Genomic DNA, 16,940 nt, shown 5'->3' on the forward strand with positions numbered 1-16,940 from the left:
AACTTCCAATCATTAACCTAACACCTATGAAAAAGCTAATTCTTTTAACAGTCTTAATAGCATTTATAACTCAGAGTTGTAATCTTGGAACCCATAGAACTTGGAAAGACGAAAATATCGAATCGAGTGTACGAAATGAAATTAGGAAACTAGATGAGAAAGTATTAAAAGCTGTAACTACCAATAATCCAGCTCTTATTAAATCGATAATGGCTAAAGAGCTTTTAGAAGAAAGTGGTGATAATATTGACCAGTTAATTCTACAGGCAAGTAATATCATTACAAGCACGGATTACAGAATCTTAAATCAATTTCAGGTTAAAAATACTACTACAAACATTGGAAACACGGTTGTTTCAGGTTTAAACGACCCAAATGACTACATCATACAATATAAGGCCCTGAACAAAGAAATGTTTGTTTCTCTTCTTATTCCGAAAAATGAACTTAATGAGTTTATTATAACAAACATTTACGGAAAATCTCCTGAAGGATGGAAATTAAATATCCTTCAGTTCGGTCAGTACAAAATTAATGGACAAACAGCTCCTGAACTGTACAGCATTTCAAAGGAAGAATTGGAAAAAGGACATTTAGTTGATGCGGCAAATTCAATGTTCTTGTGCTCACTTATTGCAAAACCTGCAAACCAATTCTGGCAATATCAAAATGAAGATCAAATGAAAAGTTTGCAGGAAGAAATCATTGGTAAAATAAATGAGCAATACACTTTCCCTTTGACGATTAATGAAATTGAATCTAAACCACAAATTCTAACAATACATCCTCAGGGAGTTCAAGAAGGATTCTATCCTATGATCGAATACCTAACCACCATTGACTTAAAAGATACGATTAGCACCAAGCTTGAAAACAATAAACTCCATAGCTTAATTGGCAAAATGTTTAAAGGCATTGATCAAGACAAGGATTACATTTTATACAAGGCATTCAGCCAAATGCCTGATGGTAAGACTCCTGTCCCAACCTATGGATTTGTTAAGAAATTAAAATAAAAGTGAACTACTAAAACCAATAGCATGAAACGCATTCTAAGCCTATTTTTGATCTTTAATTTCTCTTTGTCTTTTGCACAAGACAATGCTCTTGAAAAAGCCAATAAACTGATAGAAACAAAGAAATATGAGTCAGCATATCAAGTCCTTAACAATGCTGATCCGAATAACGAAAAACCTGAAATCGCCATTGCCAAAACCAATTTGTTTCTAAACTATTTTGCGACCAGCATAATGCATCAAATGTTTGCATTGACCGATTTGAAACCAGATGAAGATATTTTGGACATAAGAGGCAAGGCAGGAAATTTTGCGATGTTTCGATTTTCAGCCGATTCTGTTTTAATCAACCTGATAAAGAAGTATCCAAACAACTATAAATTAAAAAAGGAACTCGGCTATTATTATCACGAAGTACATTTGAAATATCAAGGCAGTTGGTTGCAACCAGATTCTCTTTTGATTGACCAATTTAAAAGGAATTATTTAGCTGCTTATAAGAATGGTATCTATGATTATTGGTCGACTTATGGAATTGGCTATGCTTACCTTATGAATAAAGAGTTCAAATCTTCTATTCCTTTCTTTGAGAAGTCTATCGAACTACGCAATGATTATCCATCAAGTCATTACAATCTTGCTTATGCTTATTTGTATACCGATCAGAGAGACAAAGGCATTGAGAGTGCTAAAAAAGCAATGAATTTGTACGAATACCCAAACTACAAGGTTGATGCAGCACGTATGATCGCCGTAATGTATCGAGAAATTGAAGATTACGAAAAGGCCATTGATTTTTACAAACAAGCGGATCAAATCCAGCCTCTTGATTACTATACCCTAAGACCCTTATTGGAATTGGAATTGTCCCTTAAAAAGGAAGAATACAAGGAACGAACCAATCAATTTTTCCTGGTGGCCCCAGGAAATCCAACCATCTACCAGGATTTAATGAATATCTATTGGAACAATCAAAAAGAAGATGAGCTTCTTGCCTTTCTTACGCAACAACACAAAAATTACCAGCAAGACCCAAAGGTGGATGGAAACTTGTATTTCTATACCGCAGTAATTCAATACGACAAAGAAGATTTTAGCAATGCCAAGCTGAACTTTGAGAAGTCAAAAGAGGTGTTCAAAAAAGTGTTTGAAGCCAATCATCGTGTGTTCGAGATTATTGACTCTTATACAAAGGAGATGAATTAGTAATTATTCATATTCGAATATGATACATAGAATATTAGCAATTGGATTTATAATCGCATTAACATGTTCATGCGAAAACAAGAACATTGCAAAGTTCGAAATTACCAATCGAACCAATGATAGAATAGATTCTCTTAGAATTGTCCCAAATGGATATGAAAGCAAGCATTACATTTCTTTATTGCCCGGGGAAACTAAAAAATATGATTGCGACATGACCAATATCGCTAAGGTGGATGGAGATTATCAAATTGACTACAAGTTTGAGTCAAGTGATTTTATTTCAGAAACGTTCGGTTATTATACAAATGGATATCCCATTGAAAAATTGAATAAAATAGAAATAAAGACTAATACCCTTTTGTTTGACGCAGAATTCAAATCGTATTGAAACTTAAAATGATAAAAAGAATTTTCAAATATTTACCTGTACTTGAAATCATTGTAGGAATTACTTTACTAACTCGTGAACTTTATCAATTAAAGCGACTTCCAAGTATTCATGACAATTTATATGGTGGACTTGTTGATTTTTTCAAATATAAAGAGGATGCGTATGGATTAATCATACTTTGGTCTACATTGATAATTGCAGGATTATTTGGGCTTAAAAATGAAAAATTAAAATGGCTTTCCAATTGGATATTAATCATTGTTATAATTGGATTGGTACTTGTACCATTTATCCTAGTTCTTACGCAAAAAGAAGTTCTTGCAATTATTTTAGGTATACTTTTATTAGGGCTTATATATGTATTAATTCAAGTTGCTAACTCAAACCATTTCATTGAGCTTAAAATTTCCAATACAAACAAATTAATTTCAACAATCATTGGATTAATTGTTGTTTTATCGTATTGGGTTCTTGAATTACGAATATTTTAAATAGGTACAAACGCCACCTAACATCAACACATCTATCCTCTTTAAATATCTTTTGTCAAACAAGCTTTGTTTTGTAGATTTGATCGGAAAACATAAACAATTGCTGTATTCATAAGATGTAATGAATTAAACATGATGAAAAAAATACACACCCTAATTATAGCATTCTTGATTTTATCTTCATTCTTAAAAGTTCATGCCCAAGAACGCAAAACGGATGGTCTTTTGGTAGAACAGACTTTAAATGATTTCTTTGAATGGTACATTCATTCAACCAGATATGAGGAAAACGAAGAGAATAGGCCAATATTCATAATAGACAGCAATGATGTTGTATGTTTAGATCTTACCAGGTATATAGCAAATCTTAGGATACATCATTTCTCGGAGGATCTAATTACTACTGAAATAGCCAGCTATAAAAATTGCGAAGAGAATCTTAAAAAGATTACAAAAGAAGAGTTTTTAGCTTTCGAAGATATTTTTGCCTACGAGGATATTGATTGTGGTTTTGACAACAACTATAAATGGATTGGTGGACAGGAAATGATTGATGGAATTAGAATCAACAAATGTGTCTTCTCAGATCAAAAGAACTGCCATCTTGAAATAGAATACTATAGTTTAAATGGAGATGAAAAATACTTCTGGAAAAATAACACCATTATTAAGCTGAGAAAAATTAAAAATACCTGGAAGATTGTAGATATGGGTGTTTAAATTGCCATTTACCGCACGAAACAAAGTTCGATGAAATACATTCGTGTGATATAAACCAACATTCAGCACAAACTTTTCAACGAGAAATATGCTAAGCATGTTCTCCCCTGCTTCTACTTGCCCAAATTTTTATTTCGTAAGCCAATACATCAAGTTCAGATGTCAACCTCTATCCTTTCCAAATACCTTTTGCCAAACAAGCTTTGTTTTGTAGATTTGATCGGAAAACATAAATAATTGCTGTATTAACACATGAAACTCAAGCTGAATATCTTTTCACCTAGAAATAGAAAATCAATACCCAAGAGCTGGTGTGGTACTTGGATTGATGAAACCGGAAGAAAACTACACATAGAAAGCACAAAACATGATTTCTATTTGGCTACAATACGGGATAAGAATAATACAGCCTATAAAATTGAATTACTTGTAGAACAGGTGAAAGAAACTGTAAATTTAATGGCCCAGTTCATTGAAGATGTCCATAAGAATCCTTGCTTGCAAATAGAAGCTGGCATTCATGATATCGGTCCTACCTACAAACTTTATTTCTTGCTAAAAAAGGAAAATGGTGATGTAAGATTGGCCAAAAATTCAGACAAGCTGGAAAACCTAATCATAAGACCCGATGTAGGAATTGGTCTCTATGATGATTTAGAAGATGATTTGGGAGTACCGTGGGCATTTCCATTATCCGATTATAAAAAACATATAGAATAACCCTTTTTCAATAAACTATACGCTGGTTCGGTAAATCATCACAAAATAAAAAATGGGAAAAAAGAAAAGTAACAAAGAGTTCAGTGTAAAGAACAGAGTAAAGCTTGCTTTTATTTTATTGGCAATATTTTCTCCCATATTCGTATTTATCCACTTTAACCACAAAAAAAACAAAGAATTATTACAGAATGATTCTTTTAAGACCATTGCTTTCATTGAGAAATTAAGACCAAATCAAAGAAAAGGAATCACTACCAGCAAAGATGTAATATATTTCAAATACCGACACAATGACACCGTGTTTCATGGGATTCATCAAGAAATGGTTGGAACAATTTCTGGTTTAAAAATGAAAATTGGTGATGCGCATGAATTAATAGTAGCAAGATCGAATTCAAGTGTGTATAGATTAAATTTAGACTCTAAACTTGATACGGTTTTTAATAATTCTACGGTGAAATGCCACTCATACAAATCGGAAAGGCATAGGGATATTATTAAATAAAGTTCAATAATACCTTTCAGCATGGAATCTCTTGTCTCTACCTACCCAAACTTATATTTTGCGTTTTAGCTTTTCGAATACTATATACAATAGCAGCCGCAAGTCCAATAAAGCCTCCTAAATAACTGAAATTGTGCATGGATCCAACCATGATAAAATGATCCATATCGATTAAATTTCCTGGATAATGCCAATTGGGTATGTTATCAATTAGAACGAAATGTCCATATAGTAAACCCATACATCCTACTGCAAGTGCAATAAGCAGCGTCAATGCCAATGATTTTATTGTGACCCTAAACATTTGAGAGGCATTCTTGTGAATCAAACCAACAAAACCAAGAATGATTCCAATAAACAGTCCGACCCACCATGTAGCCAATACGCCAACTATACCAACACCAAAACGAGGGTTTCTCAATATGATCTCAGGTTGTAAATCGGTTCCAATATTATTTCCCAATCCCCAACTATCAATTCCAAACTGTATAAACTTGAATTTGGTGTAATACTCTTCTGATATGGTGTAAGTGATTTGATCGTGAAGCATTCCATATACTCCACCTAGTATGCTTGCAATCAATATGAGTAATAAGAGGGTTAAAAACTTTTTCATGATACTAATCTAACAAAAAAACAATGATAAATATGCTTAGCATGTTCTCTCCCATCCTTATGCCCTAAAATTCAATTTCCTACCTGGCAAAACCATCAAATTTAATGTCAAAACAGTTGAATTTGGAAAAATAGAGTTTGTTGTCAGCCCACGAGAAACTCTCCTGATTCGTTTAGAGTTTGTCGTGAAGAAAAAACAAACTCATTTAAGCCAAAGAGAAAGAGTATTGGATCGAAAACCAATTGTTCTGGGCTGAAAACAAACTCTTGTGAGCTGTTTACAAACTGTCGTGAGTTGATTACAAACTCTAAACCATTGAAAAACTTTAATTTTCTATTTACAAGGCAAATGAATCAGCTAGAATATACAAGTCCTCTATTTGCATGCTATTCGCGGCGAACAGCAATTTTTCGAACACGCCTAATATATTCATAAGTTTTATTATACAATCAAACCTTACTTTTTACAAATTTTCTACATTTAGCACCTTACTGATTGTTTTTCTAGGATTTATAAACTCATTTTATAAGATTAAATTCTTGTACATCCCTTATTTTTCGCTTTATCACTATTTAACTAAATTAAAATCTAGAATTTGTAAATGAAATTTCGCCAGAAAATTCCCCATAAATCAAGAAATTATTTATTTGGAAAGTCGCTAAAATACTGGCCCTCCAAACCTATTGATCAAAAAAATATATTTTTTCGTGTTTTTCCTTGTTAAGTTTCCTAGCTTTAATATTGACGCCCAACTTAATATTTACGAATTAAAAAGAATACATTATGAATTTTATTCTAACAACCATTACAACGGTTAAAAGTTACATTTCTTCAACTGAAGAAGGTTATTCCGAACGATCGGGAAATTTTATTGAAAAGGCACCAGCCTATGTCGAACAAGGCATTCTGCCCAAAGAATCAACGGAAGCCTTAATTGCCAAACTTCAAGCGGTAGAGGATTTAAGAAAGCGGAAAAATGACTCTATCAAAACCGCTCACAATGATCGTATCGAATTCGTTAACAGCAAAAATGATAGCGAAAGACAATTGAGAGCTTACAAAAAAGAAATTGATGAGAACTCATCTGTTCCTGAAGATGTAAAAAGAACTTTGGGTTTGTTGAATGAAAAAAAGACCGAAGAGAGCAACAACAAACGCCCAAACCTTAATGTAAAAACAATAGCGGGTGTGCCTCGCATCACTTATCAGAAAAGACCAATGCACGGCATAAAGCTCTACTCCAAAATTAACGATGGAGAATACAATTTCGAGACCACCGTAAATCTTTCTCAATTCGACGATACCCGCGCCAGAATCAACGCCAAGGAAACAGAAATAAGAGAATATTACGCCTACTACATTTACAACGGACAAAAGGTGGGCAAGAAATCGAATGTGGTTCGTGTCGTTTTGGAGCCAATCGAATAGTTTTAAATGGAGTTTTTTATCCCCTTATATCATTACCAAATTTGAAAGAGGCTTCAAGCTTGAAAGGAAAGTGAGGCCTCTTTTCTTGTCTGCTACTCACGCATCATTTTAGTCAAATCTGAGTTAAATATCGCCGAAGTCGGTCTGAAATGCGGCTATGAGAATGCTTCGCACTTTTCTACGGCTTTCAAGAAGCAATTTGGGCTAAGGCCGCTTGATTTTCGGAGGGGAAGTTGAATTAACCTGGCTTTCTGAATGAACATGTCAAGCATCTCCAAGATGCTAGACATATAATAGAACATTAACGCCCTTATAGCCCAAATTCATAATACTGCATTAACTCCTATGCCACATATTTAAACTTTTAGTTAATTATTCATTTTTCACCCTTGATTTACAATTTTGTAATCCATATATGTTCATTTTTGATAAATTTGAACTTTTATTTTATGTAATACGATTTAAAATAAGGAACCAATATCTCTAAATAATAAAAATGAAGAATCTAATTATCCTATTGTTTTTGATATCATCTTGTTTCACAAGTTTTTCTCAGAATGAAAAAAAAGCAGAGAAAGCTGCTTTAAAATGTATAAACAAACACTTAGCAAAGGCTAATAAAAATGTGAATTATTTATTAGATGCTTTTGATCAGTATACAGGATTTGTATCTAAAATGAACATTGAAAAATTTGAACAAAAGAAACAGGAAATCGACTCTATTCTTTCTAAAAGTGGATACCTTAAATCAGGTTATTTAGATTTCGATTTGCTTAAACAGTGTATGCAAAAATCATATCATTTAAATAATACAAAAAACGATACAACATCAACTTATTATCAATTATTGAGTCATGTTAATTATCTTTCTAAGAATCCTAGCATAACAGATGAACTTTCGTCGACATTATTAATTGGGACCTTAAAATCTATTATCCCAGATGATAAAAAAGATGAACCTATTTATAAAGCCATTTCACTTATTATGTGGCATGGCTATATTGTAAAACCATCCTCCAATAAAAAAGAATCAATTAGCCTGAGTGATTTTGAATATCACAAAAATGATGAGCAGTTTGAAGTTGTTTCAATTGTTGAAGACAATGAAACTACAGAGGAAACAGTATCTCAAGAAGATGAAATCAGTGATCTTGAATCCGATTGTGGAGAAATGGCTTTTATGTTGGTTCAAAAGATGCCGGAATATAAAGGTGGTACCGAAGCTTTAAAAAAATCCCTAAAAGTACATTCCTCTGAAGTCAAAGGAAGAGTATTTGTAAGCTTTACCGTTAATTGCCATGGAAAAGTTATTAATCCTAAAGTTGTTCGAGGCTTGACTCCCCTGGCCGATGAAGTTGCGCTAAAACTAATAAAATCGATGCCAGATTGGATCCCTGGCGAGCAAAGTGGCACAGCTGTAAATGTAATGCAGACACATCCGATAATATTTGATTAACAAACAGAATCTGATTGTATTTTACTTTCAGGTGAAAAATATTAGGTTATGAAAGCTTATAAGGCTACTTAGTAAAGTAGCCTTATAAGCTAAGCTTTCTGATAATATGTCAAGCATCTCTATGATGCTAGACATGTAATGGAATTGACCTTCGTAAAAGTGCACTTTTGATGCTAATTCTTCACTTACCAATTCATAAATATTTTATTAACTTCACTAAATAGATTCAAGGACTGAATAATAATAAGCAACAGAACATGTCAAGCATCTCCAAGATGCTAGACATGTAAACATTATAATATTTAATCATGCATTTTGAAGAGGGTAAAACGTATCACATCTACAACAGAAGCAATGAAAAACTATTTCATTCGAGAGATAATTACCTCTACTTTCTCAATAAAATAAAGAAGTTGATCCTTCCGAATGCTGAAATCCTAGCTTGGTGCTTAATGCCCAATCATTTTCATATTCTTCTAGTAGCCAATCAGAATTCTTGCAATAATATAGATGAGTCTCATAGAGTAAGTACTCAAATGCTTTCGAAAAACATTGGCACCTTACTAAGTTCTTATTCTAGAGCTATAAATAAAGCGATTGGAAGAAGAGGCAACCTATTTGCACACAAAACCAAAGCAAAATGCTTAAATGACGTTCCCGATAATGATTATCTATTAGATAACTGCTTTCACTACATTCATCAAAATCCAGTTCTGGCTGGACTATGCAATTCATTGGATGATTGGGAATTTAGCTCCTATCTCGATTACACAGGTATACGAGATGGCAAGCTTATTCATAAAGAATTGGCTATGGAAATGATCAATATTGATGAGAAAGATTTCCACATACAATCTTCTATCCTTCTGGATGAGAAATTACTGCAAGAGATCTTCTAATTAATAAGCAATGGGTTGAGATTTCCTGTAAAAATGCTAAGCATCTCCAATATGCTCAGCATTTTGTCAAAAGATAGCTACCAATCTAATACATCATCTGCCCAAACTTGGCTTTCAGGTTTCTGTCGTACATGATGATGCTACCAGCAACCGAAACATTTACGCTTAGGCGTGTGTCGAATTTTACCAGGTGATGCGATTTTTCAATGGCAGTTTTGGTTAAGCCATTGTCTTCGGCACCCAAAAGGTAAACACAACGACGTGGATGTTTGAACTCTTCCAGGTTCACGGCTTTTTCATCCAGCTCCACTCCTACCAGAACAGCTCCCTTTGGCAGGTGCGCATAAAAGTCATCGAAATTGTCGTAATGAAAATACGGCATGGCTCCTGTGGCCTTGTGTGTATCGCAGGCCTGTTTTGCATAGCGTTTGCCAACGGTAAAAATAAAACTAGCCCCCATATTCTGTGCCGATCTCCACAACACTCCTAAATTCTCAGGTGTTTTTCCATTCTGTATTCCTATGCCAAAAAATCCTTGTTCTAGTGTATCTATCATCTGTCTTTCGAATTGAGGCTGCAAATATAGTTGTTTATCAGTGAATGGCTCAGCACAATCGCATTTCATTATTACAACAACTTATTGGACTGAACCTAATGGAAGCTTGTATTTATTATCTGTAAAGCATATTTAGCTTTCTTGCATAGCTTTTAGCATAAAACTCACCTGCTGATATGAGCGAAAATATTTCTAAATACAATTGCCCTGTAAATTAACTAACATCATCTTCATATATATCGCCGATTTTTATACTTTTACAATGCTCATATGCCCAAGAGCATTTTATTAATGTTAAATAATCATATAAATAGATATAATGGATAGAAATGCTAAGATTCTTTTTAGATATTATGAACAGATTAAGGCTAATATTGAATTAGGTTTATCTCCTGAGGAATTTGCAAACAAGTGTGTTTCAGACTACAATGCGCTTCAGCTGATGGAGATGAAAACTAGACTGGAAGCAAGACGAAAAAAAGCCAGATTAAAAGAGATTACTAGTGAAATGGCTTCTAAAAGAAAATTAGAAAAAATTCAAACTGCAGAAGGAAAACAAGCGAATGAGGAAAAGGAAATAAATAGAATCAAGCAGCTAAAAAAAGGCATTAGCAAAAAAAGAAAGATCGATAAAGTCAAATTAGAGGAGTTAAAAAATATTGCAAACGAAGAGTATCATCAAAAAACTGAAGAATCTGTTTTAAAATCGATGAAAGCACTTTCTAATATGATTGATTTAATGCGTGGTGATGATGAGTAAATGGGTCAATTCAATGAATTGGCGAGATAAACTATATATGAAGTCGATTGATTGAAATCCAATAAAATATACTTATTCTAGTAAGAAACCCTGTAATGCTTTTATAGAACCTAACAAGTTTATGCAGAGTAGTTGTCTTTTGAGTTTGAAATATGTAATTCCCTGGAATTCTATATAAAACAATTAATTACAAACTACTCTCTTGCTTTGCAGGATGAAGTAACAGCTACACATATCAGTCATTCAACCACTTCTTGAAATCATTGCATCGATCCTGGCTTACAATGGCATCCATACATTCGGCCTGATCGGGTTTCAAATTGAGTTTGATTCTTGTTTTCGAATAATAATGCATGTCGATAATGGAAGCATAACTCACCATAAACTTTCGGTTGATGCGAAAGAATCTTTTGGGATCCAACTTGCCCTCTAAAGAAGACAAGGTACCATCACACAAATAACGGTGCCCATCGAAACCAAAAAGATAGAGCGATTTGCCATCGGCCATAAAATAGGCGATTTTATCCACCTCAAGAGAACACAATCGATCGCCACGACTTACCATGAATCGTTCCTGGTATGCATTTCCTGCCACCAAATGGTTTAAAGATTGCTGCAGTGAAGACAAATCTACAGTTTCCTTGTTTTGATATCTCTTTTCGAATTTTTGCAATGCCATTTCCAAATCATCCGGATCAATAGGCTTTAGCAAGTAATCCACACTGTTTTGCTTAAAGGCCTGTATGGCATACTGATCGTAAGCAGTCGTAAATATCAAAGGGCTATCAACACTTACTTTATCGAAAATGCCAAAACTATTGCCATCGCCCAAATGAATATCCATAAAGATCAAATCAGGTCTGTGTGAAGATAAATACTTCACAGCATCCATAACATTCTCTAAACGTGCTGTAATTTGAACTTGATTTGGGCGCAAGCTCAAAAGCATCTTCTCCAACTCACGTGCTGCCAATTGTTCATCCTCTATGATTACTACTTCCATCATCTCCTCTTGCTTTTTACGACTCTCTTTATACACAAATATGAAAACTATATTGATTAGTTACAGATGAATCTCACATAGCTTTTTCAAATTTAGTTTTTCCCTTGTAAGGGAACCGTAGCGAAGCCGAGCTCGTGAACACATTAATGTAAAAATTGTATGTGAACAATCCCAATAGGGAAAAGGGTGAATTGGTAAAAATATAAATAAATGCACCCCTCTGGCTGTCGCCATCTCCCCTTAAAAGGGAGAATTCCGAAATAAAACTAATGCATATCTATTTCCTATATTCTAAAAATAAATTTGCTTATAGTGTATTCGCTTTTTGAAGGTGCCAATTTACAAAAGAAAAGGGGCATTCCGTAACGGAATACCACAATTTTTGATTCAAATGATATGCTAGTCGGTCCTAATCTCTCAAATTAGGATTATTGTCTATCGCTTCCTGAGGGAAACGCAATGTATAACGAGGATCTCCCTCTTCTAAAACTGCAGTTTCATCCTTAAATTTATGAGTCAAACTCTGTTGAGTGGTTCTTCTCAAATCGAACCAGCGGTGACCTTCGAAAGCCAATTCACGGAAACGTTCAGCGGCAATCTCAGCAATTAAATCTGCTTTATCCAATGCATTGATTCTTGTTTCTTCAGTAGTATAGAAATCCGCTGTCAATCGTTTTGCTTTTAGCTGATTCAAATAATCTTTTGAATCTTCCAATTCATCCAAACGAGCCTTACATTCTGCAACAATCAAATACAATTCAGCAGTACGGAAAGTACATTTCGAAGCCAGTTCAAGCCCTTTATTAATGGCAAACTCTTCACCATCTGCTTCAAAATACAAAGCAAAACGCAAATCATTGGTTTGATCGAATGCAGCCTTCATTTCCTCTGAAATATAAGCTTCATCGCGTAAGTTCTTATCCACATTATCATCCATGGCAAGAATGCTTTCTACAGCATCGTACATGTGTGGTGCTTTCGAGTTGTCAGCTACCAAATCCTGTAAGTCTGACTTCAACTTTAATGCTTCCAAAGCACTCTCCTGAGCTTTTGCGTATTCAGCCATGTACAAATACACCCTAGACTGAAATGCCAATGCAGCCACCTTGCTAAATCGGTAGTTCAAGCCTGTTGCATAAGTATCCACAGTCAATTTAGAAAGACCTTGTGCAATATCCGATTGAATTTGCTCATATACTTCAGCAACGGTATTTGGAATGTATTCTGCCTCGCTATCAATTTTTAGAGAAAGAGGAATTCCCTGATCTGTAGCAGCGCTTTCTTTCTGATAAGGCTTTCCAAACATATTTGTTAGGTAAAAATGGATATAGGCTCTTAATAAATAAGCTTCTCCTACAATCTGATCAACTTCTTCCTGTGTTGCTTCGGTTGCATCACCACCTTCTGCAATCACATGGTTGGCATACATGATTACTTTGTAAAAAATATCATAAGTATAGGTAATTGTATTATCAGCAGGATTAGCATCGTTCCACATGTAAATATCCTTTACATTCGATAAATCCCATCTGCTTTCATTTAACTTCACTTCATCGGTACGAAAAGCCAACTTCGCTTTATCAGCAGGAATTGCATTGTAAGCACTGCTTAGCAGGTCTCTAAAATCATCTCCTGTAGTTGGAATAATTCTATCTTTTGGCTTTACATCCAAATAATCCTCGCAGGCAGAGAATGATACTACTGCCAGCAATAAAAATAAATATTTACTAATTTTTCTCATTTCTCTCAATTAAAATGTAAGGTTAACACCAATGGTATAAGATTTTTGCTGTGGCTGAGCATAAATATTTCCAAATGATTCAGGATCGAAATATCCATCATACCCATTTGAAATCACGAAAGGATTTCTGGCTTCAAAACTCAAACGAACACTAGACAAACCAAGATCTTTAAGCATTTCCTTAGTTAATGTATAACCCAAACGAATGCTACTAATTCTTAGGTAATTCACCTCTTTGTGCCAAATGTCCAAACGGTTGTAGAAATCAGGACGCATTACATTGTAAAATTGCTCTTGCATCCAATACTGTCCATCAGCCGATCCTTTTTCCATTAGGTTTGGCAATGATTTGTTGTCACCTCTCAATACATCCAAAAGAACTCTTGAAGTATTGGTTGATTTGTCATATTGAGTCATGCTGTAAGGTGGTCTTTCCATTACATTCATTCCCAAATTGAAATTGGCAGAAACCGTAAGATCAATGTTCTTGTATTTGAAAGTATTGATGATACCACCGGAGTATTTAGGATCGCTACTACCTACATTCACAAACAGGTCATTCAACTCTTCATTAGACAATTTTGTGCCTGCCATATAGTTTGGATAGAAATCAGCCCATTGATCATACAAAGAGAAATATTCATCCGCCGATACAATTTGACCATCTTTTTCGAATTGCGGATAACCATTTTCATCCAATCCAGCAGTTTTAATTACCCAAACAGAATTGGCTGAGTAACCTTCACGAGATGGAGTTAATGAATTGATTTGTTGCTGCTCTTTTAACACTTCATTTTCGTTGTGTGCAATGTTAAAGTTTGTATTCCACTCAAAATTGTCGGTTTTAATATTTCGAGTTGAGATACTTAATTCCCAACCTTTATTGGTCATCTCAGCCCAGTTTACCGACATTGAATTGAATCCATTTTCCAATGGAACGGCTTGTGATCCAATTAAATCAGTTCCTTTACGATTATAATAATCAAAGGACATGCGAACAGCATGACGCAATACAGACAAATCGAACCCAACATTATAAGTTGAAGTTTTCTCCCATCTTAATTTGTCGTTAGGAAGCCCCATTACGGTAATTCCATTCTCACTGTTTCCTGGTAAGTTGGTTACAACAGTTGGTGTTCCTACAATATAAGGTGAGCTTTGTTTATCGATATTTCCTTGTAAACCATATGAAGATCTGAATTTTAATGCACTTAACCAGTTCACATCTCTAAAGAAAGACTCTTCCTTTGCATTCCAAGACGCACTTAATGCATACAAAGGCAGGTATCTGTATTTTGAATCTACGCCAAACAAGTCTGATCCATCAAAGCGAACACTACCAAAGAAAGTATATTTTCTGTTGAAGGTATATGATGCTGTTCCAAAGAAAGAAGCATATCTGTTCTTTCTATAGGTTTTCGTAAACAATGGAAATGATTTCGCATCTTCTTCATCTCTATAAATTACTGGCTTAGAGGTATTGTTTTTGTTATTCCATCCGTAAGCAGAAGTAGCAACCTGAGTATATTTAGATTCTCTGATCTCACTACCAGCCATTACATCAACCTCATGTAAATCGTTAAATGTTTTCGAATATTGAAGGATGTTTTTCCAGTTGTAATAAGTACTCTCTGCATCCCAGTTTTTAATAATTCCTCCTTCAGGCAAAAAGTAATTTTCATACTTATTATCAACTATGCTACCATACCCACTCTTATAACGAGTTCTACGTACGAAGTATGTCTCTTGCTCTGCCTCTTTTGTGGTATTTGATTTGTCAACCTGGTATCCAAATTGAGATCGGTAAGTTAAATTCGGATGGATTTTCCAGTTCACATTGAAAATTGAGTTAAGGTTATTCCCTTTTAAAACATGGCTTGTACCTTCTCTTTCTTCAAGAATGTTATAATCTAAATTGATAATATTATAAACTCCATTTTCATTCTGGTTGTACACATAGTTCCCATTTTCATCTCTTAATCTCAAATAAGGATTTGAAGAACGAATGTACTGAGATGGGTTGGTCAACATACTACCCTCTGTTAAGAAGCTTTGGTTTCTTCTTTGGTTGGCAAACATGCTTACCCCAAAAGTTAAATTCTCTGTTAATTTAAAATCCGTTTTTAAAGTAACATTATAACGGCTAAGTGATGTCCCTTTGGTTGTACCTTTCTCGGTGTGGGCACCAGCAGAAAAATAATAAGTAGCATTTTCGCTACCTCCCGAGATGCTTAATGAGTGATCCTGGTTCACTGCGTTCTGATACAACTCATCTTCCAAATTAGGATCAATACTTCTCAATTGATTAATTGCAGCTAGAGATTCTGCACTAATTGCATCGATACCACCGGTCTGGAAATTGTCCCAATCGTTATTTGCATTTAAAATTTGAGCTACACCACCTTTACCAGCGTTGTAAGTTAAATCTGTTCTACCTGCCATCAACAATTCCAAATCCACTTTTTCGCTGGAATTCATCAGGTTCAATTTGTCAAAATCAGGTTTAGAAATGAATGAAGTATTGCTGGTAAGCTGTACTCTCATTTTTCCCGCTTTCCCTTTTTTAGATGTGATTACAATTACACCATTTGCAGCACGAGCACCATAAATGGCAGTTGCAGCAGCATCTTTCAATACGGTAATGTCTTTGATATCCTGTGGATTTAAACCGGCAATCGAAGAATTGTACAATTGATCGATATTGTCTTTGTCGTTAAAATCAGGCACATCATTTCCTTCCAATGGAATCCCATCCAATACCCAAAGAGGATCTTGAGTACCATTTAATGAAGCTGTACCGCGAATACGAATTTTAGCAGGAGCACCTGGAGCACCACTTTGAACAACACTGGTAACACCAGCCAGCTGACCGGACAACATTTGATCTACATTGGCAACACCCGCCTGACGAATGTTATCAGCATTTACCTTAACAACTGCTGAGGTCACTTTTCGTTTTTCAATTTTTTGGTAACCTGTAACAATAACCTCTCCCAACTCACTGGTTGATTCACTCAATTTAATGGTTACGAAAGACTTTCCTTTAATGTCTACCACTTGAGTTTGAAAACCCAAAAAGCTACATGAGATGGTATTTAAATTTTTAGGAACTTCAAGGGTGAAATTTCCATCGAAATCAGTAATTGTTCCTAAGCTAATGTTTTCAATAATACCTTTCATCCCGGTTTCAGCTCCAATTGTTGCTTTGTCGATGAAAACCGAAGCACCAATCAGAACGTCTCCATCCTTCCCTGAAAGTACCTTTCCTTTAATCAGCTTCGTCTCTTGGGCCCAAACAAATGCTGGCAACAAGATCAAAAGCAAGGTTAGCATTCTTTTCATAAACTTTTGTTTTTTATTGGTTATTAATCTAATGGTTATTGTATATAAAAAAACAGGTAAGGAGAAGGTAAATTCTCCCAACCTGCA

At 34.7% G+C, this 16,940-nt stretch carries 17 protein-coding genes; 12 read left to right on the forward strand and 5 right to left on the reverse strand.

Annotated elements, in window-relative coordinates:
* The first annotated feature begins 26 nt into the window (after positions 1 to 26).
* The 7 genes from ACKPCA_RS05955 to ACKPCA_RS05985 all read left to right on the forward strand — a co-directional run bounded on the left by ACKPCA_RS05955 (position 27) and on the right by ACKPCA_RS05985 (position 5,052).
* The gene (locus ACKPCA_RS05955; protein ID WP_321281897.1) at positions 27 to 1,016 is read left to right on the forward strand and encodes a hypothetical protein; all 990 of its coding nucleotides are present in this window, start codon (positions 27 to 29) and stop codon (positions 1,014 to 1,016) included.
* 24 nt (positions 1,017 to 1,040) lie between these two features.
* A complete protein-coding gene (locus ACKPCA_RS05960) occupies positions 1,041 to 2,222 on the forward strand; it encodes a tetratricopeptide repeat protein (protein ID WP_321281898.1) in 1,182 nt (393 codons plus the stop codon).
* Positions 2,223 to 2,241: 19 nt separating this feature from the next.
* On the forward strand, positions 2,242 to 2,613 hold the full coding sequence (locus ACKPCA_RS05965; RefSeq protein ID WP_321281899.1) for a hypothetical protein: 372 nt from the start codon (positions 2,242 to 2,244) through the stop codon (positions 2,611 to 2,613).
* Positions 2,614 to 2,621: 8 nt separating this feature from the next.
* Positions 2,622 to 3,107 carry a hypothetical protein gene (locus ACKPCA_RS05970; protein WP_321281900.1) on the forward strand — a complete coding sequence of 162 codons (486 nt, stop codon included), beginning with the start codon at positions 2,622 to 2,624 and terminating at the stop codon, positions 3,105 to 3,107.
* A 132-nt stretch (positions 3,108 to 3,239) separates the two neighbouring features.
* Entirely contained in the window at positions 3,240 to 3,827 is a 588-nt protein-coding gene (locus tag ACKPCA_RS05975; protein WP_321281901.1) for a hypothetical protein, read from the forward strand.
* Between the two features lie 252 nt (positions 3,828 to 4,079).
* Positions 4,080 to 4,547: a hypothetical protein gene (locus ACKPCA_RS05980; RefSeq protein ID WP_054723027.1), complete on the forward strand. Its 468-nt coding sequence runs from the start codon at positions 4,080 to 4,082 to the stop codon at positions 4,545 to 4,547.
* Between the two features lie 52 nt (positions 4,548 to 4,599).
* Positions 4,600 to 5,052: a hypothetical protein gene (locus ACKPCA_RS05985; RefSeq protein WP_054723025.1), complete on the forward strand. Its 453-nt coding sequence runs from the start codon at positions 4,600 to 4,602 to the stop codon at positions 5,050 to 5,052.
* A gap of 37 nt (positions 5,053 to 5,089) precedes the next feature.
* Here the strand turns inward: ACKPCA_RS05985 and ACKPCA_RS05990 are convergent, their stop codons facing one another.
* Positions 5,090 to 5,668: a hypothetical protein gene (locus ACKPCA_RS05990; protein ID WP_321281902.1), complete on the reverse strand. Its 579-nt coding sequence runs from the start codon at positions 5,666 to 5,668 to the stop codon at positions 5,090 to 5,092.
* 783 nt (positions 5,669 to 6,451) lie between these two features.
* On the opposite strand from ACKPCA_RS05990, the gene ACKPCA_RS05995 reads away from it, so the two are divergent.
* The 4 genes from ACKPCA_RS05995 to ACKPCA_RS06010 all read left to right on the forward strand — a co-directional run bounded on the left by ACKPCA_RS05995 (position 6,452) and on the right by ACKPCA_RS06010 (position 9,451).
* Positions 6,452 to 7,096, forward strand: coding sequence for a hypothetical protein (locus ACKPCA_RS05995; RefSeq protein ID WP_054723021.1), 645 nt, complete (start codon positions 6,452 to 6,454; stop codon positions 7,094 to 7,096).
* Positions 7,097 to 7,240: 144 nt separating this feature from the next.
* Positions 7,241 to 7,333 (forward strand): helix-turn-helix domain-containing protein, encoded by a 93-nt coding sequence (locus ACKPCA_RS06000; RefSeq protein ID WP_407660176.1) that lies wholly within the window; start codon positions 7,241 to 7,243, stop codon positions 7,331 to 7,333.
* A gap of 259 nt (positions 7,334 to 7,592) precedes the next feature.
* Entirely contained in the window at positions 7,593 to 8,552 is a 960-nt protein-coding gene (locus tag ACKPCA_RS06005) for an energy transducer TonB (protein WP_321281903.1), read from the forward strand.
* Between the two features lie 308 nt (positions 8,553 to 8,860).
* Positions 8,861 to 9,451, forward strand: a complete 591-nt coding sequence (locus ACKPCA_RS06010; protein ID WP_321281904.1) for a hypothetical protein — start codon at positions 8,861 to 8,863, stop codon at positions 9,449 to 9,451.
* A gap of 85 nt (positions 9,452 to 9,536) precedes the next feature.
* On the opposite strand, the gene ACKPCA_RS06015 is transcribed toward ACKPCA_RS06010, so the two are convergent.
* Positions 9,537 to 10,007, reverse strand: a complete 471-nt coding sequence (locus tag ACKPCA_RS06015; protein ID WP_321281905.1) for an RNA methyltransferase — start codon at positions 10,005 to 10,007, stop codon at positions 9,537 to 9,539.
* Between the two features lie 319 nt (positions 10,008 to 10,326).
* On the opposite strand from ACKPCA_RS06015, the gene ACKPCA_RS06020 reads away from it, so the two are divergent.
* Positions 10,327 to 10,767: a hypothetical protein gene (locus tag ACKPCA_RS06020; protein WP_321281906.1), complete on the forward strand. Its 441-nt coding sequence runs from the start codon at positions 10,327 to 10,329 to the stop codon at positions 10,765 to 10,767.
* 235 nt (positions 10,768 to 11,002) lie between these two features.
* Here ACKPCA_RS06020 and ACKPCA_RS06025 read toward each other — a convergent pair whose 3' ends face one another.
* From ACKPCA_RS06025 to ACKPCA_RS06035, 3 genes are all read right to left on the reverse strand, one after another.
* Positions 11,003 to 11,773: a LytR/AlgR family response regulator transcription factor gene (locus tag ACKPCA_RS06025; protein WP_218186217.1), complete on the reverse strand. Its 771-nt coding sequence runs from the start codon at positions 11,771 to 11,773 to the stop codon at positions 11,003 to 11,005.
* Positions 11,774 to 12,179: 406 nt separating this feature from the next.
* Positions 12,180 to 13,511 carry a RagB/SusD family nutrient uptake outer membrane protein gene (locus tag ACKPCA_RS06030; RefSeq protein WP_321281907.1) on the reverse strand — a complete coding sequence of 444 codons (1,332 nt, stop codon included), beginning with the start codon at positions 13,509 to 13,511 and terminating at the stop codon, positions 12,180 to 12,182.
* Between the two features lie 9 nt (positions 13,512 to 13,520).
* A complete protein-coding gene (locus tag ACKPCA_RS06035; protein WP_321281908.1) occupies positions 13,521 to 16,853 on the reverse strand; it encodes a SusC/RagA family TonB-linked outer membrane protein in 3,333 nt (1,110 codons plus the stop codon).
* Positions 16,854 to 16,940 lie beyond the last annotated feature (87 nt).

It is taken from the genome of Marinifilum fragile, from assembly GCF_963677365.1.
GTDB classification, from domain to species: Bacteria; Bacteroidota; Bacteroidia; order Bacteroidales; family Marinifilaceae; genus Marinifilum; species Marinifilum fragile.